The 22,813-nt window shown below is 55.6% G+C and carries 19 protein-coding genes and 1 pseudogene; 11 read left to right on the top strand and 9 right to left on the bottom strand.

Annotated elements, in window-relative coordinates:
- Positions 1-122 precede the first annotated feature (122 nt).
- The gene (locus CFA77_RS08815) at positions 123-797 is read left to right on the top strand and encodes a Crp/Fnr family transcriptional regulator (RefSeq protein WP_206990381.1); all 675 of its coding nucleotides are present in this window, start codon (positions 123-125) and stop codon (positions 795-797) included.
- A 161-nt stretch (positions 798-958) separates the two neighbouring features.
- On the opposite strand, the gene CFA77_RS08810 is transcribed toward CFA77_RS08815, so the two are convergent.
- The gene (locus tag CFA77_RS08810) at positions 959-1,318 is read right to left on the bottom strand and encodes a hypothetical protein (RefSeq protein ID WP_206990380.1); all 360 of its coding nucleotides are present in this window, start codon (positions 1,316-1,318) and stop codon (positions 959-961) included.
- A gap of 223 nt (positions 1,319-1,541) precedes the next feature.
- Here CFA77_RS08810 and CFA77_RS08805 point away from each other — a divergent pair, with 223 nt between their 5' ends.
- Both CFA77_RS08805 and CFA77_RS08800 read left to right on the top strand, forming a co-directional pair.
- A complete protein-coding gene (locus CFA77_RS08805) occupies positions 1,542-2,477 on the top strand; it encodes a bifunctional enoyl-CoA hydratase/phosphate acetyltransferase (RefSeq protein ID WP_242517290.1) in 936 nt (311 codons plus the stop codon).
- Positions 2,474-3,649, top strand: coding sequence for an acetate/propionate family kinase (locus CFA77_RS08800; RefSeq protein WP_206990379.1), 1,176 nt, complete (start codon positions 2,474-2,476; stop codon positions 3,647-3,649). The genes CFA77_RS08805 and CFA77_RS08800 overlap by 4 nt, the downstream gene beginning before the upstream one ends.
- On the opposite strand, the gene CFA77_RS08795 is transcribed toward CFA77_RS08800, so the two are convergent.
- The 4 genes from CFA77_RS08795 to CFA77_RS08780 are packed head-to-tail and all read right to left on the bottom strand — an operon-like array spanning position 3,646 to position 8,944.
- Positions 3,646-4,938 carry an efflux RND transporter periplasmic adaptor subunit gene (locus CFA77_RS08795; RefSeq protein WP_206990378.1) on the bottom strand — a complete coding sequence of 431 codons (1,293 nt, stop codon included), beginning with the start codon at positions 4,936-4,938 and terminating at the stop codon, positions 3,646-3,648. The two genes, CFA77_RS08800 and CFA77_RS08795, sit on opposite strands and share 4 nt — an antisense overlap.
- Positions 4,939-4,942: 4 nt before the next feature.
- Positions 4,943-7,318, bottom strand: a complete 2,376-nt coding sequence (locus tag CFA77_RS08790; RefSeq protein WP_206990377.1) for an ABC transporter permease — start codon at positions 7,316-7,318, stop codon at positions 4,943-4,945.
- A complete protein-coding gene (locus tag CFA77_RS08785) occupies positions 7,312-8,061 on the bottom strand; it encodes an ABC transporter ATP-binding protein (RefSeq protein ID WP_206990376.1) in 750 nt (249 codons plus the stop codon). The genes CFA77_RS08790 and CFA77_RS08785 overlap by 7 nt, the downstream gene beginning before the upstream one ends.
- A gap of 10 nt (positions 8,062-8,071) precedes the next feature.
- Positions 8,072-8,944 (bottom strand): universal stress protein, encoded by an 873-nt coding sequence (locus tag CFA77_RS08780; RefSeq protein ID WP_206990375.1) that lies wholly within the window; start codon positions 8,942-8,944, stop codon positions 8,072-8,074.
- A 164-nt stretch (positions 8,945-9,108) separates the two neighbouring features.
- Here CFA77_RS08780 and CFA77_RS08775 point away from each other — a divergent pair, with 164 nt between their 5' ends.
- From CFA77_RS08775 to CFA77_RS08765, 3 genes are all read left to right on the top strand, one after another.
- On the top strand, positions 9,109-11,811 hold the full coding sequence (locus CFA77_RS08775; protein WP_367173564.1) for a cation-translocating P-type ATPase: 2,703 nt from the start codon (positions 9,109-9,111) through the stop codon (positions 11,809-11,811).
- A 98-nt stretch (positions 11,812-11,909) separates the two neighbouring features.
- Positions 11,910-12,425 (top strand): hypothetical protein, encoded by a 516-nt coding sequence (locus CFA77_RS08770; protein ID WP_206990373.1) that lies wholly within the window; start codon positions 11,910-11,912, stop codon positions 12,423-12,425.
- A 136-nt stretch (positions 12,426-12,561) separates the two neighbouring features.
- The gene (locus CFA77_RS08765) at positions 12,562-12,999 is read left to right on the top strand and encodes a host attachment protein (protein ID WP_206990372.1); all 438 of its coding nucleotides are present in this window, start codon (positions 12,562-12,564) and stop codon (positions 12,997-12,999) included.
- 4 nt (positions 13,000-13,003) lie between these two features.
- Here CFA77_RS08765 and CFA77_RS08760 read toward each other — a convergent pair whose 3' ends face one another.
- On the bottom strand, positions 13,004-15,277 hold the full coding sequence (locus CFA77_RS08760) for a bifunctional diguanylate cyclase/phosphodiesterase (RefSeq protein WP_206990371.1): 2,274 nt from the start codon (positions 15,275-15,277) through the stop codon (positions 13,004-13,006).
- Positions 15,278-15,314: 37 nt separating this feature from the next.
- Positions 15,315-15,926, bottom strand: coding sequence for an AraC family transcriptional regulator (locus CFA77_RS08755; protein ID WP_256434911.1), 612 nt, complete (start codon positions 15,924-15,926; stop codon positions 15,315-15,317).
- Positions 15,927-16,005: 79 nt separating this feature from the next.
- Here CFA77_RS08755 and CFA77_RS08750 point away from each other — a divergent pair, with 79 nt between their 5' ends.
- From CFA77_RS08750 to CFA77_RS08730, 5 genes are all read left to right on the top strand, one after another.
- Positions 16,006-16,362, top strand: a complete 357-nt coding sequence (locus CFA77_RS08750; RefSeq protein WP_206990369.1) for a hypothetical protein — start codon at positions 16,006-16,008, stop codon at positions 16,360-16,362.
- A gap of 28 nt (positions 16,363-16,390) precedes the next feature.
- Positions 16,391-17,068: a hypothetical protein gene (locus tag CFA77_RS08745; protein WP_206990368.1), complete on the top strand. Its 678-nt coding sequence runs from the start codon at positions 16,391-16,393 to the stop codon at positions 17,066-17,068.
- 1,025 nt (positions 17,069-18,093) lie between these two features.
- On the top strand, positions 18,094-19,386 hold the full coding sequence (locus CFA77_RS08740; protein ID WP_206993125.1) for a tetratricopeptide repeat protein: 1,293 nt from the start codon (positions 18,094-18,096) through the stop codon (positions 19,384-19,386).
- A 104-nt stretch (positions 19,387-19,490) separates the two neighbouring features.
- A complete protein-coding gene (locus tag CFA77_RS08735; protein ID WP_206993124.1) occupies positions 19,491-19,943 on the top strand; it encodes a hypothetical protein in 453 nt (150 codons plus the stop codon).
- Between the two features lie 385 nt (positions 19,944-20,328).
- A complete protein-coding gene (locus CFA77_RS08730) occupies positions 20,329-21,681 on the top strand; it encodes an MFS transporter (protein WP_206993123.1) in 1,353 nt (450 codons plus the stop codon).
- A gap of 85 nt (positions 21,682-21,766) precedes the next feature.
- On the opposite strand, the pseudogene CFA77_RS17300 reads toward CFA77_RS08730, so the two are convergent.
- Positions 21,767-22,395 (bottom strand): annotated as a pseudogene (locus CFA77_RS17300) (transposase).
- 154 nt (positions 22,396-22,549) lie between these two features.
- Entirely contained in the window at positions 22,550-22,813 is a 264-nt protein-coding gene (locus CFA77_RS17295; protein WP_206993122.1) for a MoaD/ThiS family protein, read from the bottom strand.

Raw genomic sequence — 22,813 nt, 5'->3', positions numbered from 1 at the left:
AAGCGGCGCACGCCGGCTTGTTTTCTCGTGCCCCACTAATTCCGATATGCGTATTCTTCCGGAGTGTCCGCGCCACCGCTTTGCACCACTCTTCTTTGATGGATCAAAGTTAGGAGAATGGCATGGCACGGTTTGCAGCAGTTCCTGAAGCACATGCGAGCTTAGCTAGCGCACGACAAGTGTACGCCCCCGGGACTCATCTTTTCCATCAAGGCGATATTGAGCGAGGCATCCACAAGATTGTATCGGGTACCGTGACCGTTTACCGAGTCACGGCGGATGGACATCGCCAGATCGAAGCATTTTCCGGCCCAGGTGAATATGTCTCTCTGTGTTTGTGCGCCACCAGTCCGACAAGTGCAGAAGCGCTAAGCCGCGTGGAAACAAACTATGTGAGCCGTGAATTTTTTGAGCGGTGCCTTCTGCAAGACGCGCAATTTCGACAGACGGTGTTTCGCGAGATAGACAAGGCGTCCGCAGACGTGCGCCGTCAGGCCACATTGCTAGCCTGTCGCTGTGCGAAGGAGCGGGTAGCAGATTTCGTGCTTTTCCTTGATTCACGCTTTGCACCCAAAGCCGATGGCTACACACCTATTCGAATGAGCCGGTGTGACATCGCCGATCATCTGGGCCTGACAATTGAAACCGTCAGCCGCATGCTCAACCAGTTCAAGCAAACTGGCGTCATCGACATGCCTCGGGCTGATCGCTTTCGCCTAAGAAACCGTCAATATCTCAAACGCCTGGCCGGCCAGAATGATGAAGCTGATAGCAGACCACACGGACTGGCCCTGTAAGTCAGTCCTCTTTACAATCCGTTGATCCCCGTACGGCGTATGGTGCGGTGACTTTCCAAGCAGGAAATTTCGGCGAGTGATCTTGTACTCGCGGAACACTAATACGTCCGGAGGCAAATTTTTCACCTCCGACTACAGGTTAAGCTGTGCGCGCCTTAATGCTATTCAGAGGATGAACTATCCAGTGTAATCGCGACGAAGCGGTCGAACTGGTCGACATAGTCATGCGCTGCTTCGCTGGCTGCGCGGAACCAAACTGCGGCGCCCTGTTGTGGCGATTTACAAGTGCCAAGTTCACTCATGAAAGAAATGTCCTTCCGCAGGCGCCTGTTGTAGAACTTCGCCATATCCTGACTTGCTTCCATGAAGTGCTTCATGCTGACGGCACCAAATTGCATTGTGTCGGTCACCGGGATCGGTATCGCGCTGTTGGGAATGAACCCTGTCCCGTTTGTGCCAACTTGCGAACTTGATTTTTGACTCGCTGCCGCTTTCTGGGTTGTGGACTTAGTCTGGGCCATGGCATCTCTCCGATATGTGTTGAAATGTTTGGGTTAGAGTTCTGTCTTTTACCATACAACCGCAGTCTATCTCGCCGCGAAATACGCATTACTCCTGAATTCACGTACTTCTACGGGCTTGCCCAAATGTCTCCGTCAGGATTGAGTATGCGAAACGGTATTCCGGAGAGAGTGATCGCATGACAAGTACAATTCGATATCCCGCCAGAACCCGGTCAGGGTCGTGACCAGCGACATGGATGGCAAGTTCGATTGGCTCATTGCGAAAGCCGCGGCTCAACCCGGCCCGACATTACGCGTTGCGGTTATACATCCTGTAGATGCCTCCAGCCTCAAAGGTGCTTTGGACGCGGCGCAGGCTGGTATCATGACGCCCATCCTGGTGGGACCGATTGCAAAAATGTCTGCAGCAGCGGAATTGGCCGGTCTCGACATTTCTGGCCTTGTGCAGATTGAAGCACCCTACAGCCACGCAGCCGCGGCAAGATCCGTAGAGCTTATCCATGAAGGCAATGCAGATGCCCTCATGAAAGGCGCGCTCCACACAAATGAAATGATGGCTGAAGTCGTCAAACGCGCCGGTGGCTTGCGCACTGACCGGCGCATGAGCCATGTGTTCCTGCTCTCCACCGCCGGTTATCACAAACCGTTGCTGATCAGTGATGGCGCCCTCAATATTGTGCCTGACCTCACCTCGAAACGCTGGATAACGCAAAACGCAATTGACGCGGCCCGTGCCATCGACATCGATCCGCCAAAAGTCGCCATCCTGTCTGCAACCGAAGAGGTGGACCCGATCATACCGTCCACACTGGATGCAGCCGCCCTGTGCAAGATGGCGGACCGAGGTCAGATCAAGGGCGGCGTCGTGGACGGCCCCCTTGCATTTGATCTGGCTGTCTCACCTGAATCGGTCGCAACCAAAGGCCTGAAGTCTCCGGTCGCCGGGGATGCAGATATTCTGATCGTTCCCGCCATCGAGGCTGGAAACATGTTGGCCAAACAGCTGGACTATCTAGCCGGCGCATCAGCGGCTGGAATTGTTCTGGGTGCCAGTGTTCCGATTATTCTGACCAGCCGCGCCGACAGCGCCGAGGAGCGAATGGCTTCATGCGCCTTTGCGTCAGCAGTGGCGCACTGGCAGCGAGACCAGCCATGACGCGCCGCGCTGTCGCAACATTCAATGTGGGTTCTTCCAGCCTCAAATTCTCGATTTTCGAAATCGACGCTGTCGGCGAGTTGGGAGAATGCCTCTTTCGCGGCGCCGTGCGCGACCTTTCCGGCGCGCGACGCTTAGACGTATCAGACCCGGAAAAAGTGAAGCCGCTTCAGAGCGTCATAGCCAGCATATCTGATCCAAAGCATTTGATCACCGCGCTTGCGACCTGGCTAACCGGGCCGGAGGCGGGCGTGACCATTTCCGGTATAGGACACAGGATCGTGCATGGCGGCACCCTGTTTGAGGGCCCGGTCGCCGTTAGCGACAGGGCTATTGAGCGCTTACAGGCCCTCGCAGTCTTCGCGCCAGCGCACCAACCGCATAATCTCGCGGGCGTGCAAGCCGTTGCAAATGCCCTGCCCGAGATCCGTCAAACCTTGTCATTCGACACGGCGTTCCACAGGACCATGCCGCACATTGCCGAACTCTATGCCCTGCCCCGTGCGCTAAGCGAGCAAGGCATATTGCGCTTCGGATTTCATGGATTGTCATATGCGCACATCGTAGAAACTCTTGGTGAGGTTCTGGGCGCGCGTCCAAACCGTGTGCTTGCCTTGCATCTGGGCAGCGGCGCGAGCGCCTGCGCCATGATTGACGGGAAAAGCATCGCCACATCCATGGGCCTGACTGCACTTGATGGCTTGCCCATGGCGACTCGCTGCGGGGATCTGGATCCGGGCGTGGTCCTGCACCTGATCAAGGATCGTGCTATGCCAGTCGAAGAGGTTTCCGACCTGCTTTACAGGAAGTCTGGCTTACTTGGCGTCTCTGGCATATCGGGAGATACCAAAACGCTTCTGGAAAGCCCTGCCCAAGAGGCGAAAGAAGCTATCGATCTATATTGCTACAGGATCGCCAGCCAATGCGGCTCACTTGCCGTAGATATGAAAGGGTTTGACGCAATTGTATTCTCGGGCGGAGTCGGCGAGAACGCACCAGCAATCCGCTCACGAGTTATTCAACACCTCGATTGGCTAGGTCCAACTCTTGACGACGCCGCGAACGAAGCGAATGCAGAAGTTCTGTCTCCCAAGGGGGCGTCGGTGCCGGTGGTGCGCGTTGTCGCGGATGAAGAGCGCATCATTGCGCGCGAATGTGCCTCTCTTCTCTAGCGGATCAGAAAATCGCAGCCACCTACAGTATTGTCCCAAGTAGCCGATAGCTGCACTGCCGCTGACTCTGAACCGTCCTGCGCCTCGGAAGTCGGCTGTGGAGCTTCACGTGCGCGCACCAACACCTTGTCGACAATCCGGCTCGAAGGGTGCTCTACCAGCAAATCTCCCTCTTCAAGACCCAACAGGATCTCTGCCTCCTGGCCATTCAAATGCCCGATCGTTACTTGACGCAAGCGGGCGCGACCGTTTTCGATGCGATAGACGGACCAGTTGCGATCCTGCTTGAACAATGCGGTTATTGGAATCGTGAGAACATTGTCCTGCGACCAGATCTGGACAGCTACGTCCACCCTGTATCCATGACCCAGCCGGTCCGCAGGCTGGCCTTGCAGCAAGTCCACGACAACATTCACACGCTGCTCCTCAATCCCGAGTGCAGATATTTTTGTGAAGGCAAAAGGCTCAATTTGCCGAACCTTACCTTGCAGGACGGGACCACCCCAATCCGAGATGATCACAGGATCTCCGGGTGAAATGCGCACCGCATCCTCAGACAGCAGATCCGCCACGATCTCGATCTCCTCAGGATCCCCAACTTCCACAAGAGGTGCGCCCTGTGCCACCGGCCCCTCGCTCTGGCGAAGGCGCCGCAGCAAAACCCCATCGATAGGTGCGATGACATCGATCAGTTCTCCGCCCTCGTCCTCACTGCTCGGGCGAAGCGCAGCGCGGGCGGCTGCCAGTTCCTGCCGGCGCATGGCAAGTGCAGCTTCCGCAGCCCGAGCAGCCGCCTGCAGCGTCGTCTCTTCCGCTTCGGCCCGCTCCAGCATCTGGCGCGATATTGCTCCACCTGGCGCCAGCAGTCGATAGCGATTGGCATCCGTGGTGGCATGGTTCAGTTCGGACCGAACCCGGTCGAGTTCCGCCTTGGACGCCGTCACAGCAGCAGCGGCAGCATCGGCAACTGCCGACAATTGCTTTTGGGATCGACTGTCCAGCACAGGCGCAGCCACGGGACGGATGCCTGCGACGATTGTCTCCCCTTGATATACGCAATCGCCTGCTTCGAGGCTGATCCGCTCCAATTGCCCTGAGACGGGCGCGGAGATTTCAAAGACATCATGAATGCGCGTCTTGCCTTCCTCATTTACGGAAACGGTCATCGACCTACTGCTTGCTTTCACGATATCTACGTCGATGGCGCGGGGTGAGAATGCCCAGACCGCCAGCGCCAGCACAATTATGGCGATGACAGCCCAAAACAGAAGACGATTGCGAAGGGCCATGAGGTCACTCCCGGGTTTTCAAAACGGCGATAAGGTCGAGCGATTTCACGCGCTGGCGCACGAATAGAGCAGCGGCGATCGATGACACGATCACAATGGAAGCGGCCAGCCCGTGCGTGGAGGGGGCGACTGTAATGGGTACTCGGAATAATTCAGTCGCCATTGATGTCGCCACGAGATAGGCGAGCCCCATTCCCATCGCCCCGCCCAGCGGCAGAGCCAGGAAAACCAGCAAGGCCAATTCTCCAATCAGGATGTACGATACCTCGCCTTCCGAAAATCCGAGCACACGCAGGCTGGCCAACTCGCGACCTCGCTCAGTCAGGCCGATACGCGCAGCATTGTAAACGACCGCCGCGGCAATCGCACCGCCAATCAAAGCGTAGATTGTCATCATGATATTGATGTTCTCTTCCATTGAGTCATTGAAACTCTCAATCGAAGCGCGCTGGAGAGAGACGCTGGCAATCCCGGGGCGCTCCAGAACCGCAGCGCTGAAGACTGCCTCCCTGTCAGGATCAATCATGGCATAAACACCGCTGACGACATTGCTTTCACCCAAGGCGCGCTCTAGCGAATCCACATCCATGAATGCTGGCCATCCCATGGCTTCATTCACAATGGCCGTAACGGACACATCCAGCGTCGGCCTTTCCCCTTCAAGCACTTCCAGACTGACCCGATCACCACGCCCGACATTGATCATTCCTGCCAGCTGCGAAGACACAGCCAATCCTCGATCCGGAACACCCAGGAATTTATCCTGATCATCCAGCAGCCGCCGCAGCCGGCCGTCAGGCTCCACACCCACCAACCTCACCCGTTCGCCCAACTGGCCATGCCTCACGCGGATAGAGATGTCCCGATTAGGCTGCACCGAAAGCACACCCGGCATTCGCTCTATTTCTCGCACAGCGCCAATATTTGTCGGTTCGAGAAAGTTGATTGCGACGTCATATGCATCCGTGCGGTGAAAGTGCTGCTCCATCATTTCGTCAATTGAATCGAACGCAAACAAAGTCCCCACCAGCAAGGCTTGCGCCGCCGCAACGCCTATGACGGTCACGCCTGCACGCACGGGCCACCGCGTGACATGCCTTAGTATCATACGGGTTGGCTCATCAAAGTGTATATGTGCGAACGCACGCTGAACCGGTCCTTTTCCATAAACGGTTGGCGGCGCAGCAGACATTGCCTCGGCTGGCGCTAGCTTCGCTGCAGATCGCGCGGACCCGACTGCGCCAAATATCGCGGCAAGGGTTGCAGCCCCCCCACCGATCACAAATGCCGACGGATCCAGCCGGAAAATCATATCGGGAAACCGGAAGCTATCCGTATAGAGATTGGTCATCAAGCGCGCCAATGCTGCACCAAGGACAAAACCGACCAAAATACCGCCGATCACCATGCCCAACGCCATCTTCACATAGTGCCAGGCGATTTCCCACTCATCGAAACCGAAAGCTTTCAGCAAACCAATCTGCTGGCGCTCCGTCGCGATCAGTCGCGCCAGAATCGCATTTATCAGCATGGCTGACACAATCAGGAATATTGGCGGTATGATCGCAGCGATCGATGCCAGTTGCTGCATCTCGCTTTCGATGAACGCATTAGACAATTGATCTTCCGCGCCATAAGCCCCGCCAGTGCCGTATGGCTCCAACAATTTGTCCAGCGAGTCGATCACCCCTTGTGGGTTGGCTCCGGGACTGAGAGAGACGCTCACACTGTTGAACGCCCCATCCAGATCAAAGGCCGCTTCAAGTGCCCTACGGCTTAGCCAGAAGATAGCGAAACGTTTTTCATCAGGTAGCAGACCGCTCGGGCCCAGCATGTAGACATGCTCTGGGGAATCCCCAACCCCGACAATCTCTAGGTCACGCGCACGTCCATTGATGATGGCGCGTACATGGCTGCCCAGCGTAAACCCGTGCGCATCTACGAACGCCTTGGAAACCACTGCCTCGTCCGGGCGGCTGGGATCGGGGAAGCGTCCGGAATACAGCAGGACGCCGTTCAGCCTTGGTTTTCCGTTCTCAGGCACCGACACCAATTGAGCGTTCGCTGGCTCGCGCATGCCTTCAATGTCCAGTGTTACAAGGCGAGAAATGCGTGTTTCGATGGTTCGGACGCCATCAATCTCCGAGATTTCATTTGCGAGTCGCTCGGGCGCACGCTTCGCATTCGAGAAGACGTCCGCAAATCGAAACCGGTCGTAATAAGTATCGCGGCTCAACTCGAGAGACGATATCGCACCTAGCGCCATCACCATGATCGCTACGCCGCACGCCACAATCGCGCCCACCGCCAGCCCCTGACCGCGCATATGCAACAGATCCCGCAACAATTTGCGGTCCAGCGCAGATATCCATCCTACCATGACAAATCAGTCGGCTTTTTTGCCCTGCCGACTTCTTCAACATCCACAATGCGCCCATCAGACAGCCGAATTGTGCGGTCCGACATTTCGGAGATACCGACATTGTGCGTGATGACGACCGTTGTCGCGCCGAGTTCACTGTTTACATGGTCAAGCGCTTCCAGAACCTGGATGCCGGTCTTGCTATCGAGGGCACCGGTTGGCTCATCGCAAAAGAGCAATGCGGGTCGCTTTGCGATCGCTCGTGCAACGGCCACGCGCTGTTGTTCGCCCCCGGACAGTTCAGCTGGGAAGTGATCCAGGCGCGCACTCAGCCCAACCATGGCAAGGGCGTCTTCAGGGGGTATGGGATCGCGTGCAATTTCTGTCACCAGCGCCACATTCTCACGCGCTGTCAGGCTGGGTACGAGATTGTAGAATTGGAAGATAAAGCCAACATGGTGCCGGCGGTACCGGGTCAATCCCGCGTCCGACCTCCGGGTAAGTGACTTGCCTTCGAACTGGACATCCCCCTCGGTCGGGCGATCAAGTCCCCCTAGAATGTTGAGCAAGGTGGACTTTCCGCTGCCGGACGCTCCCAGCATGACCAACAATTCGCCGCGCCGAACGTCCAGGTCAACCCCGCGCAACGCCTGAACTTTGACCTCACCCGTGTCATAGACCTTGGTCAGCCCCCGGGCAGACAGAAGCACGCCCGTATCGGTATCTGCATACGATGCCGGTGCAGGCGTCAACACGTTCATCCACGCCCCCCTAATGAACCATCAAGATTGGCAAGTCTGCATGCTGGATCATGTGCAAGGTCACGCCGCCCATGATGGATTCACGCAACCGGGAATGAGAGTAACCGCCCATCAAGACAACATCGCTGTCGCTCGCTTCGCATTGATTGAGAATTCGTTCCGCGATTGGCCGCTCCGGCCACTCCACGTGACGGCTCGTGACCAGGACCCCTGCCCGCTCGAGCCACAGCTTTGCCTGCTCAAGGCTCGGCGTGGCTGCGTCCGTTTCCCCAATCGTCAGCAATGTCGTCTCGTCACTTTGCAATAGTAGGGGAAGAGCCGCACGGACGACTCTTGATGCCTGCAGGCTGCCATCCCACGCGACCAGCGGTCGGCGCGGTACGGCGCTCAGGCCAGAACGCGGCGTAAGGAAAACTGGCGCACCCGATTGCATCAACACGGCTTCAAACAGTTCACGCTCCGGATGCGCCCCCTTGGCATCGGGAATTGCCATGACGACAAGGTCTGCCGCACGTGCCGAAAGACCGTAATTGAGCGGGAATTGTCCAACTTCTTCTGTCCACGAAGCGGTCACACCGTTTTGTTTCAACGCCTCCGGTACCGGCACGACATGGGCGTCCGAAGCAGCGCAGAGATCTTCGAACTTCGCTCGCAACGCGCGGGCATAGCGGCCCGCGGCTTCATCATGCCCCTCCATTGCCATCACGGTCGCTGAGGCTGACGCCGGGTAGAATTCCATGGGCGGATAGCCTGTAAAACGCGGACGCACATGTTGAGCCATCACATGCCCCTTGAACGCACCGGCGAGCAACAAGGCAGTCTCTGAAACCAGTTTTGCTGTTTCTTCAAAAGCGAGCGGAGCGAAGATCGTCTTGAACGTCATGGGCGTAATCCTCTCAAGGGGATAGCGAGACCACACGTCTCACGAACACGAGACCCTATATTGAACCGGATCCACAACGTCTCCATCCGTAATTCTACGGAGACGCGAACCACGCGCGGTCATGTATCCATTCAGGGTCCCGACACAGGATCCGGAACACACTCATGCTTGATCATCAGTCAAGACCCAACCAAATGCCGGTGCCTGCTCATGCAGAGTCGACTGAGGCAGCTTTAAAACGCCTCTCATCCTCCCGGCTGGGACTGACACAAGCTGAAGCGGCAGCCCGTTTGAGTGAATACGGATTAAACAGGACGCCCCGCGGACGCAGGACGCCGCTTCTGCTCCGGTTTCTGCGTCACTTTCACAATGCTTTAATCTATGTGCTGATCGCCTCTGCAGCCGTCACATGGTGGTTAGGCCATCCCATCGACACTGCCGTGATCCTGTTCGTAGTGATGGCCAATGGTGTCATCGGCTTCATTCAGGAAGGCCGCGCTGAATCCGCCATGGAAGAGATCGCTACCCTACTCTCACCTCACGCTGCCGTGCTGCGAGATGGAGACAGGGTGACGGTCGACGCCGAAACCCTGGTTCCGGGGGATATCGTGCTCGTTGAGGCTGGAGATCGAATTCCGGCAGACCTTCGACTGATAGAATCCAGCGGCCTGAAAATTCAGGAAGCAATCCTGACTGGAGAATCTGTACCTGTCGAAAAGTCCGTGGAACCGTCGCGCACCGATGCGGTCCTGGGCGACCGTTCGAGTTCTGCATTCAGCGGCACTATTGTCACTGCTGGGCAGGCCGAGGGATTGGTCACCGCAACAGGCGTCAATACGGAGATCGGCCGGATCAGCAGCATGCTGTCGTCTGTGGACGAGTTGCAGACGCCATTGCTGCGCCAGATGAATGCCTTCGCCAAATGGCTGACCATTCTGATCCTGCTGATTGGCTCAGCCTTGCTCTCATATGGCGTGTTCATCAGACATGCCGACTTTTCCGAAACCTTCATGTCCGTGGTTGGCTTGTCGGTTGCGGCCATTCCGGAAGGCCTGCCAGCAGTCCTGACCATCACCATGGCGATAGGTGTTCGGGCTATGGCTGGAAAGAATGCAATCATTCGACGTCTGCCTGCTATCGAAACCCTGGGCGCTGTCTCCGTCATCTGCACGGACAAGACCGGCACATTAACTCACAATGAAATGACGGTCTCAGCACTCATCATCGCATCACAGGCATTCGATGTGACAGGAGATGGATACACGCCAAGCGGGGATATTACGCCATCGCCGTCGGAGACCATCCGTCCTGTATTTGAGCTACTCGCGGAAACGGCGGCGCGCTGCAACGATTCCAGTCTGGCAAAGGAGGGAGACGTCTGGATCGTCAGTGGAGACCCCATGGAGGGTGCACTTCTTGCCTTCGCCGGAAAGGTCCTGGGAAATGCCGAGGATGTGCGACGTGACACTCCCCGTCAGGCTGTCCTGCCCTTCGATTCTCGCCACCGCTTCATGGCTACCAAGAATTCGGGGCCGGCTGGCGTACGAATCCACGCAAAAGGTGCTCCAGAGGATATCTCGGCGCTTTGCACGCACATGATCGGTGCAGATGGAACACCGGTTCCCATCGACCGTGAGGAAATCACGGCGATTACCGCTGAATTGGCTGCGCAGGGACAGCGAGTACTTGCATTGGCCTCAGCAGAGGCCAAGACGGACCAGGCATTGACCCCGGAAGCGCTGAAAGGCGCTTTGGTTTTTCTGGGTGTCGTGGGTCTGAAAGACCCTCCTCGCGCCGAGGCTGTGGATGCTATCGCTGAGTGTCATGCTGCTGGAATCCAGGTGAAAATGATCACTGGCGACCATGCCGGCACCGCGGCTGCCATCGCAAAGGAAATCGGACTTCCTCACTCGGGTCACGTCCTGGAAGGTCGTGATCTGGACGCGATGGATGATGTCGACCTTGTCCACGCGGCGCTGGAGACCAATGTCTTCGCGCGCACGAGCCCTGAACACAAACTGCGCCTGGTGCAGGCCCTGCAGAGCCAAAACATGATCGTGGCGATGACCGGAGACGGCGTGAATGACGCGCCTGCCCTGAAACGTGCCGATGTTGGCGTAGCAATGGGCGTCAAGGGTAGCGAAGCCGCGAAGGAGGCTGCCGCAGTCGTCCTCGCAGACGACAATTTTGCCTCGATCGCTGCCGCCGTCACTGAGGGGCGCCGGATCTACGACAATATTCGAAAACTGATCCGCTGGACTCTCCCCACCGGTGGCGGGGAATCCAGTGTCGTGATTCTGGCACTTCTGTTCGGCACGACGCTTCCAGTGACAGCAATCCAGATATTGTGGATCAATCTGATCACGGAAATGACCCTTGGTTTCGCACTCGCCCTGGAACCTCTTGAGCCCAGAAGTATGCAACAGCCCCCTCGCAAGCGCGATGCGACCTTGCTAGACGGTGGATTGCTCGCAGACATCGTCGTTGCAACTATCCTTTTCGCGGCTGCCGTCTTCGCAGTCTTCACCTATACGCTAGATCAGTCCGCCTCCATTGAACTGGCCCGGACGGTTGCGTTCAACACGCTTGTTGTTCTCCAGATCGCCTACCTGTTTTTCGTTCGCTATCTACATGGAGCGTCCAGCACACTGGACGGGCTGAAGGGCACACCCTCTGTATGGGTGGCACTCTTGATTGTCATGGTCGGTCAACTGATGGCGACCTACCTTCCAGCTGCGCAGAGTATATTTGGCACCGTCTCGCTTTCTCCCTTTTACGCTTCCATCGTAGTCGGTACCGGGATTGCGGTGTTTGGTTTGCTCGAAGTGGAAAAGCAGATGCGGCTTGCCGTGCGGCGTATCCGATAAGGACGAAGTTGTTTCAACAGTTGATAAGCATCAATAAAGGGCGCTGGCGTTTGGTTAAGGTCCATCATCTTGTCCGTATCAGTGGAGGCAATCGAATTATGGCCAATCTCAATCCCTCGCCCGTCGCATCCATCGCGTTGCTGGCCATAGCCCTGCTAACAGGTTGCGCGACGGCGCCAACTCCTTACCAGCCTGCAACTGAACTCCACGGCTATACGAGTGAAAACGTTGGCGATGGGCTGATCCGCGTAGGCTTCAGGGGGGATTCAGAGACAAGCCGAGACGAGGTAGAAGCGAGCCTGTTTCACCGTATGGTCGAGATCGCTGAAGAGGAATCCGCTGGAAGCTTCACGATTGTCGGTCGGGAGACCGCCTGCACAACAACGCTCAGAACAGCCCCCGACACGACTTGCACCTATCATCAATCTGCGGATGCCCTGTTCCCTTACTATTTCGGTGTCTATGAACTCGACAGCCCGTGGCACTCCAAGCCCAAGCGAGAATATGAAGCTGTCGCGACGATCCGACTGTCACCAGAGCCCGTTTGCGGGGATTATGCAGATTGCTTTATCACAACAGATGCGCGGGCCGCGATCAGCAAAAACTCGGAATGACTCTGGACACTGTTGCCGCCTCGATCCGCCTTGGACATCAATAGTCCTGTCTCCGTGAAAGAGGTCAGGTTGATAGTTGTCAAACTGCGAAACGAATAAATCTGCACTCTGTATGCGTCATATGGGAGACTCGATTATGCATTTGCCAACCGGAGCGTTCGTCCTTGTGTGCGATGGCTCAAAAGCCCTGCTTTTGGAAAACAAGGGCGATGCCGATTTGCTGGATTTGAGAATTGTCGAGGCTCTAAAGGACGACAATCCGCCGAATCGAGATCAGTCAAGTGATCGGGCCGGGCGCTTCAAGACACCTTCTGGCGCACATGCCGCAACAGAACAGACTGACTGGCACGACATTGCAGAAGAACGCTTTCTGTCGACCGTCGCCGAGATGGCCCTGAAAGAAATAGGCCAGTCAACTCCCGCCAGCCTTGTCGTCGCAGCAGATCCTCGCTCACTCGGGAAGTTACGTCCGATGCTGACAGATTCAGGATCGGTTTCAATCCTGGCGGAACTTAACCGCGATCTGGCGCATCATACGCTTCCAAAAATCGAAGAAGCGATCAGCAACGCGTGAGCACTCAGGCCAATTGCCCCATGCGGTCGCTTAACTTGATACCCAGTCCCAGTTGTGAAATAGGCGCAGGTCGACCAAACAGATAGCCTTGTACTTCACCAAAGCCTGCCAGGTTCACGAACCGGAACTGTTCTTCTGTCTCCACACCTTCAGCAATCACCTTGATATCCAGAACCCGACTCATGCCTGACAGAATGCCGAGGATTTGCCGGGCGCGATCACTTTCTTCCGCACGAACGAAGAATGAGCGGTCGATCTTAACCCGGTCCACCGGCAAATGCTCCAGACGGCTGAGCGAAGAATTTCCGGTCCCGAAATCATCCAAAGCGATCGTGACACCCATTTCCCGGATAACCTCAATCACCTTGCACGAAGTTTCGATATTGCGCAGCACGCCCCGCTCCGTGATTTCGAGTTCCAGCAGGTGTGGGGGGAACCCCGTCTTTTGAAGTATTTCAGCGACCGATTCAGAAAAACCATCGGACAATAATTCATTGGGAGATACATTGACGCTCAACCGAATGCTGTCACCGCTCTTCGACATCCACCCGAGAACGTCTTCGCATGCCTGACGCAACACATACTGGCCGAATGCAATAATATGCCGACTTGCCTCAGCGATCTCGATGAATTCCGACGGATTGATCGATCCGTACTTGGGGTGAGTCCACCGCGCCAACGCTTCGACACCAACCAACTGGCAATCTGAGACCCGCACAATCGGCTGGTAGTACAACCCGATCTTGCCTTCATCTATTGCAGGCATGAGGTCCCGGTGAATGGACAGGCGACGCTCCAGGCGTTGACGTACTTTCGCGTCTGGAACAACGCAGGAATCACCACCTTGTGACTTCGCTTCGTATACTGCCGCATCAGCCTGTTCCAACACGTCCGCAATGGATTCTCCCTGCAAGCCGATGGCCGCGCCAATGGACGCTGTTACATCAATCAAGCGACCATCATATGCGATTGGCTTTGATACCAAGGATCTGATTCGGTCTGCCAAGACCGAGATATCATCAAGATTCACCGCCCTGCCAACAACACAACAGAACTCATCGCCCCCAATCCGGAACACGCGAATGCTATCGTCTTTGTCGGCGAGATGTTTCAACCGACCCCCGAGTGCGATCAACGCCGCATCCCCGCCAGCATGACCATGCCGGTCATTCAATTCCTTGAACTTGTCCAAATCGATGTAGAGGACGCTCATCAAGGCAGGACGATCATCTCTCTTGCAAGATTCGATCAGAGAATTGAATGCGTGGCGGTTCTCCAAGCCTGTTAGAAGATCCGTCGTGGCCTGCTGCTTCAGCTTCTGCTCAAATTCCTCACGTACACTGATGTCATGCGCCACGCCCAGATACCCGGTAAATTCCCCATTCTCGGAGAACAGCGGACGCCCGCTAACCTCAACGCTGCAATTGACGCCATCGGCGCGCAGAACACCCTTTATCCTCGAAAACGGCTCACGACGCTGAATAGCTCCTGTGAACACCGCCTCGTCGTTTTCCCATCCAATCAGCACGTCGCGCCAACGACGACCGAGAGCGTCGCCCTTGCCGAAATAATGGACAATCTTGCCAGTCGAATCGACTTCAATATGCCAGTCCGAAGACATCTCGGCATACGAAGTAGACCGCCCCCGATATCTATTCTCCCGCTGTAGAACCTCTTTCAGCGTGGTGTAGACATTGTGTCCGAATTGTTTCGGCAGTACGGCCGCAACACAACACGCAATAGCAATCAGGCTCAGCCCGATAGCTGTAAGTGCCGTATTGTCTACTCCGCCTACAATTACGTCCAACCGATCGGCTGGTCCCATATACCAGTTGATGAACCCGATGATGAAAGCAGTGTAGGCAAAGCTCAGCTTCATCGTGGTGAAGAGCCCCCAGATGATCGGTGTAATGCTGAGTAATAGCATTCCCACAAATATGCCTTCATGGTCCAATACAAGCATGGCGAGCAAATTTGCCGGAACACTGACACAAAGCAGCAATCCCTGGAGCAACATGAATTTGCGTCTGGCTGCGAAGTAAGCAGATGCAATCAACGCTGCCGCCGTAAGAGCGTCTATGAAGGTTCCGATATTCAGTTCGTATTGATCAACCACAAGCAGGCTCGTGATCGTGATCATCATGATGATGAGGGCTGTCAGAGCACTGTAGAAGATGATCGATTGCTGCAGACGATCCGGGCTCAGAATGGATTCTGCCAGCTCATCAATCGGGCCATCCCAGGAAGACGTTTTGGATTTACTGATATATTGCTGCATGGGGATCCTCGGCCTGTAGGGTTAACCCTACCCACGCTCAGTTAGCCCTCTGCAAAAGCCGGACTGGAATATCCGCCCAATGACTTAGGATTTGATTAGGATTTCCACGGGGGCCAATGCCACTGAAGCCATGTTGTCCTGATTCCGAACAAGAAGAATTACCCGCTCCACGAAGAGAGACTGCATAGTAAACTTCCCGGAGACGGGTTTTCCCGAAAATCGCAATGTCTGATGGACTGCCGACCAACTGAATCAGGCGTAACATCGCTTCGGTGAAATCAGGGCTCCAGCCCGCAAACGAAAGACCTCGAACCATAGCTCCTTCGGCCGACATGGCGTCGATACCGCCAATACTTTCTATTTCCATGGTGCGCTCAGTCATTACGCGCGGATCGAGCGCGATATAGACGCCGAGGAGCGGATCGTTCGGCGACGCCTTGGGCGCCCCGGCTTCGACGGGAAGGTTTAGGGAGCAGCACATGTGCTGACGACTGTCATAGATATGGCGGTCTCCATCGAGGATTGCCTCTTTGGCGCCATTCAGGATTGCCATGATACAAGGTTCATAAATGACCGGGGCGCAACCCACTGGCTCAGTTATGCGAAACAGCTGAACTCCCCGGTATCCCTGTTTCGAACATTCCTGCACCCGTCAACCGGGCTGCGATGAAACGCTTCAGTTCTGACTTGCTCATTGACGAAACCTATCCGGCGAGAAGGTCAGCGGCATGCTCTCCATCCTTGGCGCAGACAGCGTCACGCGCCTTGCTGAAACTGATACCGAACGCGCCGCAACGGTCTGGCTCGCTGTTGGCATTGTGCAGAATGTTTTGGGCGGGGGCACCGAGTTGGTTGGCGGCGTCTGGAACACGCTAGCCAGCTTGGCCGGACTGCGGCGTCGCGGTTTGCCCAGTGCGTTGAACCTGTTCGGCGTTTTCATCGGGCTTGCCGGAATCGTGACGATCTATCCAGATTTCGAACCCCTCAACGCTGTTTTCGGGCTCAGCCAGATCGTCTGGTTTGTTTGGGTGAGTGTCGTGATGCTGGCCCGCAGGTCACCTGAGCTGCTGCCCTCAGCGACCTGAGTGCCCGATATTATCAGGATGAAACAACATGTCTGAACTTCCACTCATGGGGTTGGCACATCTGTTGATGGGCACACTGGCCGTCATCTCTGGTGCGGGAGCATTGGCGGTCGCAAAGGGGCTCCGTCTGCACAGGGTGGCCGGAAACCTGTTCTTTGGCGCAATGTTCCTCCTGATCGCAAGTGGCCTCTATTTCAGCGTCACGCGATCCATTCTCTTCACTATTTTCCTGAGCGTGATGGCCTTCTATTTGCTCTCGAGTGGCTGGGCGACCGTGATACGCCGCGAAGGTAAAACGGAGCGGTTTGAGCTAGCGAATTGTCTTTTCATTCTCTTTGCAGGCGCGTTCGCACTCGGAACGGGCCTGACCGAAACAATCCGCGGGGCTCCTTTACAGGACGATGTTCCCTCCGCCGCCTTTTTCATCCTGGCCGCGCTCGCGGGGCTGTTTGGGGCGTATGATGTTGCTGTGATCCGGCGCGGTGGCTGTACTGGTAAGCATCGGATTGCGCGCCATCTCTGGCGGATGTGTCTGTCTCTGTTCATTGCAGTGACGATCTTTTTTCTCGGTAACAATGACGTACTGCCGGAAGTCCTGCGCACACCATTCTTCCTCACCGCCCCGATTGTCGCCGTTCTGGCACTGATGGTGTTTTGGCTCGTGCGCGTGATTTTCACTAATTGGTACAGAACTCCTTCCCAATAGATACGCCGTTCGGAGGCCTGTCCGTACCTGTCTCAGCTGGGCGCGTTGATGTTACGGGGCGAATGACGCTGGAAGACGTCATTGGGTGTATATTGCCGGCCAACAACAAAGGGCCAATGACACTTGTGTTCCGATGTCCTCTTTCGCATCCTCAGCGGTCGTTGAATGATTGGAAACGACATTTTGGTTGCTGGGAGAAGGCCCGGTCGGTAAGCTCAACATAACCGAAAATATTGGGAGAACGGGGTTTGCCGCTAATTGAAGACCTCGAGTTCCAACTCCACGTTTCGCTATTTGGTTCATTTCAAGTCGCAACACCATCCGAAACACCAATCGACATTTCCAACCGGCGCGCGCGTACCATTCTCGCTATGCTGAGTATAAATCCAGGGCAAAGCTTAAGCCGGGACTTGGTCAGCAAGCTAATATGGGCGGGCCGCTTCAAGCCTCAGGCGCGCGCCAGTCTGCGACAATGCCTGCACGATCTCAAACGCGAATTTCAAGGCTCGGGTTGGGAAATTCTGGAGATCTCCAACACTCAGCTCGCGGTCAAATCACATTTGATCCACACTGACCTTCAATCGCTGGAAACAGCCTTGAAAGAGAGAGATGATGTCCTTGCAACACAGCTTCTGCTTGAGCTATCCGGAAAGCCTCTGCTCGCGAATTTCGATTTGGGAGACGACCTGACTCAATGGCTCGCAATCCAGCGTGGTCAGATCGAAAACCGACTTCGGATTTCCACACAGCGCCTGTTGTCGGCGCTGAGAGCGAGCGGGCTAGACGAGCGTCATGAAGCTCTAGAACAAGCCTGGCACGGTTGGAGTGGCATATCTCGACTACGTCAACGTAGAGGACTTGCAATCCTGCCCTTCAAGCAGATTGACGAAGTAGGTGGCGATCTGTTTCTCGCAGATGCGGCGGTTGAGGAACTCTCGTCACGTCTTGGCGGATTGAACGGACTGGCGCTTGCCGGACAAACATCTGCGGAGGCGGTGGCTGGATCATCACTAACGCTTCCAGAGATGGCCGAGAAGCTTGGCGTGACACACTTCATTGAAGGCGCGGTCCATCGATCCACAGGTTCAGTCAAGCTCTCCATACGACTGATAGAGGGGGCTTCCGGCAAACAGATATGGTTCGATGAGATTGTTGAGTCCGAAACATACTTTTTCGATCAGCGTAAGTTAATCGGCGAAAATGCCATTGCGGGCTTAAGCCATGCCATGGGTCTTGAGCGAAATTCGCGGCCGGTACGGACGATGACGCGCAGCCGTGAGGCTTATGCGCTGTATCTGCAGGGGCGAACATTGACCCAGCGGGTAACACTGGAAGGGGGATTGCTAAAAGCTGTCGAGCTGCTTGAGCAAGCCTTGGAGATTGACTCGGAGTTTGCTGAATGCTGGACGGCCCTCGGCGAGGCGTTCATTCATGTCGCTGTCTATACGCCCTGTCTCGAGCGCGTTGCGCTATCAGAAAAAGCGGCATCTTGCGCGCGGCGCGCTTTGGATCTCGATCCCAATCAAGGCTATGCCTACGCGATACTCAGTATCCATGAATGGACGTGCTTTAATCCCGCTGGGGCGCTGGAATACGCATTGGAAGCCTATAGGCTGGAACCCCACAATGCCGATGTGACCCTGAGACTGGGATCCAGCCTATTATATCTCGGACGCACAAGAGAGGCCTTGCCCTATATCGAAGCAGCGATTGAACAGGATCCCGTCTATGGCCGGAACTATGTCATGCTTTGTGTCGCACACTTAAATGTTGGAGATCTTGAGGCGGCCATGCGTGCAGGACAACGGATGGCAGATCTCGGGATTCCAGGTTTCTATCTCGGGGTCGCGCAAGCTGCTGCCGGCAATCACGAAACCGCTGTCAAAACTTATTTTGAGACACGGCGTTATGTCGGAACACTCATTATGTCGCCACCTGGCGCGGCCGAAATCTCAGACGAAGCGCGCGATTTCTATTTGAAAACCGCCGCGGAAGGCATTTGCAGCGGCAATGAAGAGGCCCGCCAGACCTATTGTAAACTGATTGACATGCTGCACCAAACCTTGCTCGACCCCTACGATCAAACCGTCGCTTGGCCAGCGGTCTGGATGGGGCATTCTAACTTGGTGATGAAGGTCTATCGTGAACAGATTCACCCTGCCAATATGCCGGGGCTGATGAGCCTTTGGACAGACATCGACCCCATCGGCCGTACGCTTCAGCACCCGGATTTCATGGCGTTCGCTGAAGACATTGGCATGGTTGAGGCGTGGGAAAAATATGGTTGGCCGGATCTTATCCCCTCAGACCCGCGCTAAGTCCCAAGCGAATTAACGCTTTTTTGACGCCACCTCGAATTGACCGTGTTGGCACAAGAGCACCATCCTCCGCGTACCCAAAAAGGGAATTACGGAGAGAAACCATGAAACGAATTTTCAGCTTGCTACTGATCACATTTTCAATCGGACTCACACCTGCGCAGGCCCAACTAGAGCCATTCACTGATTATGAGATCAGCGACGCGGTCTGGGAAATCGGAACTATCAAGGTGAAGACCAATGCGGGCGATCACTATCTCGAGGGTCTGAAGGCGACCTGGGTTCGGGGCGCGGAAATCAGTAAAGAACTCGGCTATATTGAGGACTATTCCATCTATTCGAGCATTACGCCTGAGAGCGGTGATTTTAATCTGCTGCTTGTCACAAAGTATGCCAGTCTTGCCGATATGGCTCCATCGAAAGAGAAGTACGAGGCATTCATGGACGCGCTCGGCCAGGAGCAAGCTGATGCGGGTTCAAAGCGGGCGCTTGAGACCTATCCAGAATTGCGCGAAATCACCGGCAGCTACATCGTGCATGAGATCGACCTTAAATAAAGCCGGCATTTAACAGTGCGGAATTCTTTCACGGCACCCCGTTTCCTGGTCAAACCTCGATATGTGGGGTGTCGTATTTACTTCTCAGTATGGTCCGCACCCGTCACGGTCACATAATCTATCGACCGATTTGACACTATTTTGACGCTTGCATCGCTTGACGGTGGTCGCCGTGACCCTGCACAGTTTACTCGGATTACATTAATAAAAACAGTGTGCTGCATGGCTTATCGGACCTCCGACCGAGAGGCTTGGCATAGCTGTGTCGACCGGAGACTTCTGGATGCCCCCCCTAATTTTACTGGCAACAGAGGTCTCCGGCAAAGGCGATAAGCAGGCTTGGCTCCCGGTTATCCACAACCCTGTTTGAGTGAGGCACTTTGATATGACGGATAACGCGAATATCGCTCTAAAAGCCGGAACCTCTAAGCTGCCAGCTTATACCGAAAATGCACGTTTGCGCTTTGCGACCGGTACTTTACTTTATCTGGCGCAAGGCTTGGCCCAGGGGTTGTTCTTCGTCGCAATTCCGAGTTGGCTTGCCGTGAACGGACAGCCCGTTGGGGCGATCGGGTCGTTTATCGCAGCAATCTCATTACCCTGGAGTCTCAAGTTTTTTATTGGCGCCGTTATCGACCGGTATGCCTTTCTGCCGATGGGCCGTCGGCGCGCATGGCTTGTTGGCGCGCAGGCCTGCTTGATCATTTCGCTCATCGCCTTCGCCATTCGGAGCCCTTTGCCGAGTGAGCTGGCGACGATCATCATTTTTGGCGCGGTCTTGTCGGCCATGACGGCCGTTCAGGACGTGGCGCTGGACGCGATGATCATCGACCTGACTCCCAAGAATGAACTCGGAAAGATCAATGCTTTCATGCTGGGCGGAAAGTCTGTGGGCATGGCTGGCGGCGCGGCATTGGTTGGGTATTTCCTTGAGTATCAGAGCTTTCCGATTGCGATGATCGCAACCGCCTGCCTGTTCTCGATCCCCGCATTCGCCGCCATCCTGATCCGGGAACGCCCGGGTGAAAAACTCTTTCCATGGAATGAGGGCCAGACGTCGGTCCAGAGCCGCGATGCCAAACCAGACGCCTGGGGGCCTGTGTTGCGCGAAACGTTCCGCGTCTTGCTTCGGCGTGACCCGCTCTTGATCATTGGTCTCTGCGTTTTCTACGGCATGCATCAAGGCATAATCGAAGCGACGCTGCCGGCATTCGCAGCCCAGGAAATGCAGTGGGGAGAGACGCGATATTCGTCCTTGGCGGGGATTGGATATCTGATCTCCAGTGCCGGTTTATTGCTGGTTGGGGGCTGGGTAACCGACAAAATCGGGCCAGCCACACTCGGATATTGGACATCGGGTATCGTGGCCGGTGTCATCGCCATATTCATCTTTGTGGCACTCGCTTCGACAACCGACTTGTTTTTTTCAAGCTGGTACCTGTTTTACACCCTGATCGTTTTCGGGTTTTACCTCTGCATGGTGACACTGGGCATGCGCGTGTGTGAAGAGCACGTGGCGGCCACCTCATATGCTTTAATGATGGGATCAATGGCGCTCGGCATGATGCTCGGTGCGAGCAGCGCCGGTCTTCTGGACCAGATCGGTGGTTATGCAGCCCTGCTGACGGCGGCAATCGTTACAATACTTTCGTCAGCCGCCATGGGTTTGGGGCTTAGCCCGGCTACCGGCGGGCCCGTCCGAGCCCCAGGCTTAGTCTCGGAACCGCCGCCAAGATGAGAATCGGCCGCATCGCTCAGCATGTTCGCGCGGATGCTGTCAGTCTAATGCGAACCAGTCTTCACAATTCGCGGACGAGCAGGTGCTAGGCAACAAGGAGGTCGCGCCACTCGCGAAGCGCGGTGTCTCGTTTCTGTTTGAACAGGGTTCTGGTGTTGTCGTGCCTTTCAAAGTTGAAGTGATTGTGCACTGACGAAGAAACTGAGACGAACTTCTGCAGACTTCGCATCCGCCTGAGCCGGGACATCGCCCGCTCTCGCCTGCGGAAGGATAGGTGAGAAATTTATGCGCGTTTATTCAGATGGCGACCAGTTTCTTGGCGCGCCTCACTTCCGATGACCTTCATCGCGGCCCGATTAGACGGCCATCTACGAGTCACAATAATTCGTGGATTCCCATGTCGCTTCATTGCTTTTTTGAGGAAACCTCAACGCAGCAGCCTTATGGCGCTTCTTCGCGACAAACGATTCCAAGACTTCGCTTTCATGATCCACGGCTCGCCAGAGGTAGTGGCGTAAGCCGCGAATCTCGACGAAGACGTCGTCCAGGTGCCACCGCCATTGGAGGCTTCTTCGCATCGACTCTGAGCGCCGCCTCCAGATCTTGTGTGCGAGCAATGTGCCGAACCGATCAACCCAGAGCCTCAGGATTTCGTAGCTGACATCTATCCCTCCCTCGCTTGTGGACAAGGTCCTCGACATTTTGGAGCGACAGCGGAAATCAGACGTACATCAACACGCCAAGCTGGATGATTTCAGGCGAGGATTTAAAGTAGCGACACGGGTTCTTGGCCATTTCCTCAGGCTAAACACCAGCATTGGTCGCCTCCAGATGTTTGCCCTGACAACACCTTCTTGAGGCCATGCAGTCATCCCCCACTCATTGGAGGAATGAAGGCGACCTCATCCTCACTTGAAATTCGGAGCGTTGCCGCTGCGGGATAAATCTCATGATTCACACAGATTCGATTTTGCTGTTCGGAGAGCACCGCGGCAAGGTCAGGACGCGTTTGACATATGTGCGCAATAAACCTGGTTGCAGGCAAGTCTCCATCGAATTCGGGCATTGGCCATTCGTTGGCGCCCGCCAGATCCGACAGCTTTCCGAAAAACAGGATTTTTCCTTTCGCCAC

The organism is Hyphomonas sp. KY3 (genome assembly GCF_017309975.1).
Lineage (GTDB): Bacteria > Pseudomonadota > Alphaproteobacteria > Caulobacterales > Hyphomonadaceae > Hyphomonas.
The sequence above is the reverse complement of the archived record's forward strand: the minus strand, read 5'-3'. Positions and strand labels throughout refer to the sequence as shown.

Excerpts from the sequence above, each read along its gene's own strand:
- CFA77_RS08815 (WP_206990381.1), top strand. The coding sequence starts at position 123 with ATGGCACGGTTTGCAGCAGTTCCTGAAGCACATGCGAGCTTAGCTAGC.
- CFA77_RS08810 (WP_206990380.1), bottom strand. The coding sequence starts at position 1,318 with ATGGCCCAGACTAAGTCCACAACCCAGAAAGCGGCAGCGAGTCAAAAA.
- CFA77_RS08800 (WP_206990379.1), top strand. The coding sequence starts at position 2,474 with ATGACGCGCCGCGCTGTCGCAACATTCAATGTGGGTTCTTCCAGCCTC.
- CFA77_RS08795 (WP_206990378.1), bottom strand. The coding sequence starts at position 4,938 with ATGGCCCTTCGCAATCGTCTTCTGTTTTGGGCTGTCATCGCCATAATT.
- CFA77_RS08790 (WP_206990377.1), bottom strand. The coding sequence starts at position 7,318 with ATGGTAGGATGGATATCTGCGCTGGACCGCAAATTGTTGCGGGATCTG.
- CFA77_RS08785 (WP_206990376.1), bottom strand. The coding sequence starts at position 8,061 with ATGAACGTGTTGACGCCTGCACCGGCATCGTATGCAGATACCGATACG.
- CFA77_RS08780 (WP_206990375.1), bottom strand. The coding sequence starts at position 8,944 with ATGACGTTCAAGACGATCTTCGCTCCGCTCGCTTTTGAAGAAACAGCA.
- CFA77_RS08775 (WP_367173564.1), top strand. The coding sequence starts at position 9,109 with ATGCTTGATCATCAGTCAAGACCCAACCAAATGCCGGTGCCTGCTCAT.
- CFA77_RS08770 (WP_206990373.1), top strand. The coding sequence starts at position 11,910 with ATGGCCAATCTCAATCCCTCGCCCGTCGCATCCATCGCGTTGCTGGCC.
- CFA77_RS08765 (WP_206990372.1), top strand. The coding sequence starts at position 12,562 with ATGCATTTGCCAACCGGAGCGTTCGTCCTTGTGTGCGATGGCTCAAAA.
- CFA77_RS08760 (WP_206990371.1), bottom strand. The coding sequence starts at position 15,277 with ATGCAGCAATATATCAGTAAATCCAAAACGTCTTCCTGGGATGGCCCG.
- CFA77_RS08750 (WP_206990369.1), top strand. The coding sequence starts at position 16,006 with ATGCTCTCCATCCTTGGCGCAGACAGCGTCACGCGCCTTGCTGAAACT.
- CFA77_RS08745 (WP_206990368.1), top strand. The coding sequence starts at position 16,391 with ATGTCTGAACTTCCACTCATGGGGTTGGCACATCTGTTGATGGGCACA.
- CFA77_RS08740 (WP_206993125.1), top strand. The coding sequence starts at position 18,094 with ATGGCCGAGAAGCTTGGCGTGACACACTTCATTGAAGGCGCGGTCCAT.
- CFA77_RS08735 (WP_206993124.1), top strand. The coding sequence starts at position 19,491 with ATGAAACGAATTTTCAGCTTGCTACTGATCACATTTTCAATCGGACTC.
- CFA77_RS08730 (WP_206993123.1), top strand. The coding sequence starts at position 20,329 with ATGACGGATAACGCGAATATCGCTCTAAAAGCCGGAACCTCTAAGCTG.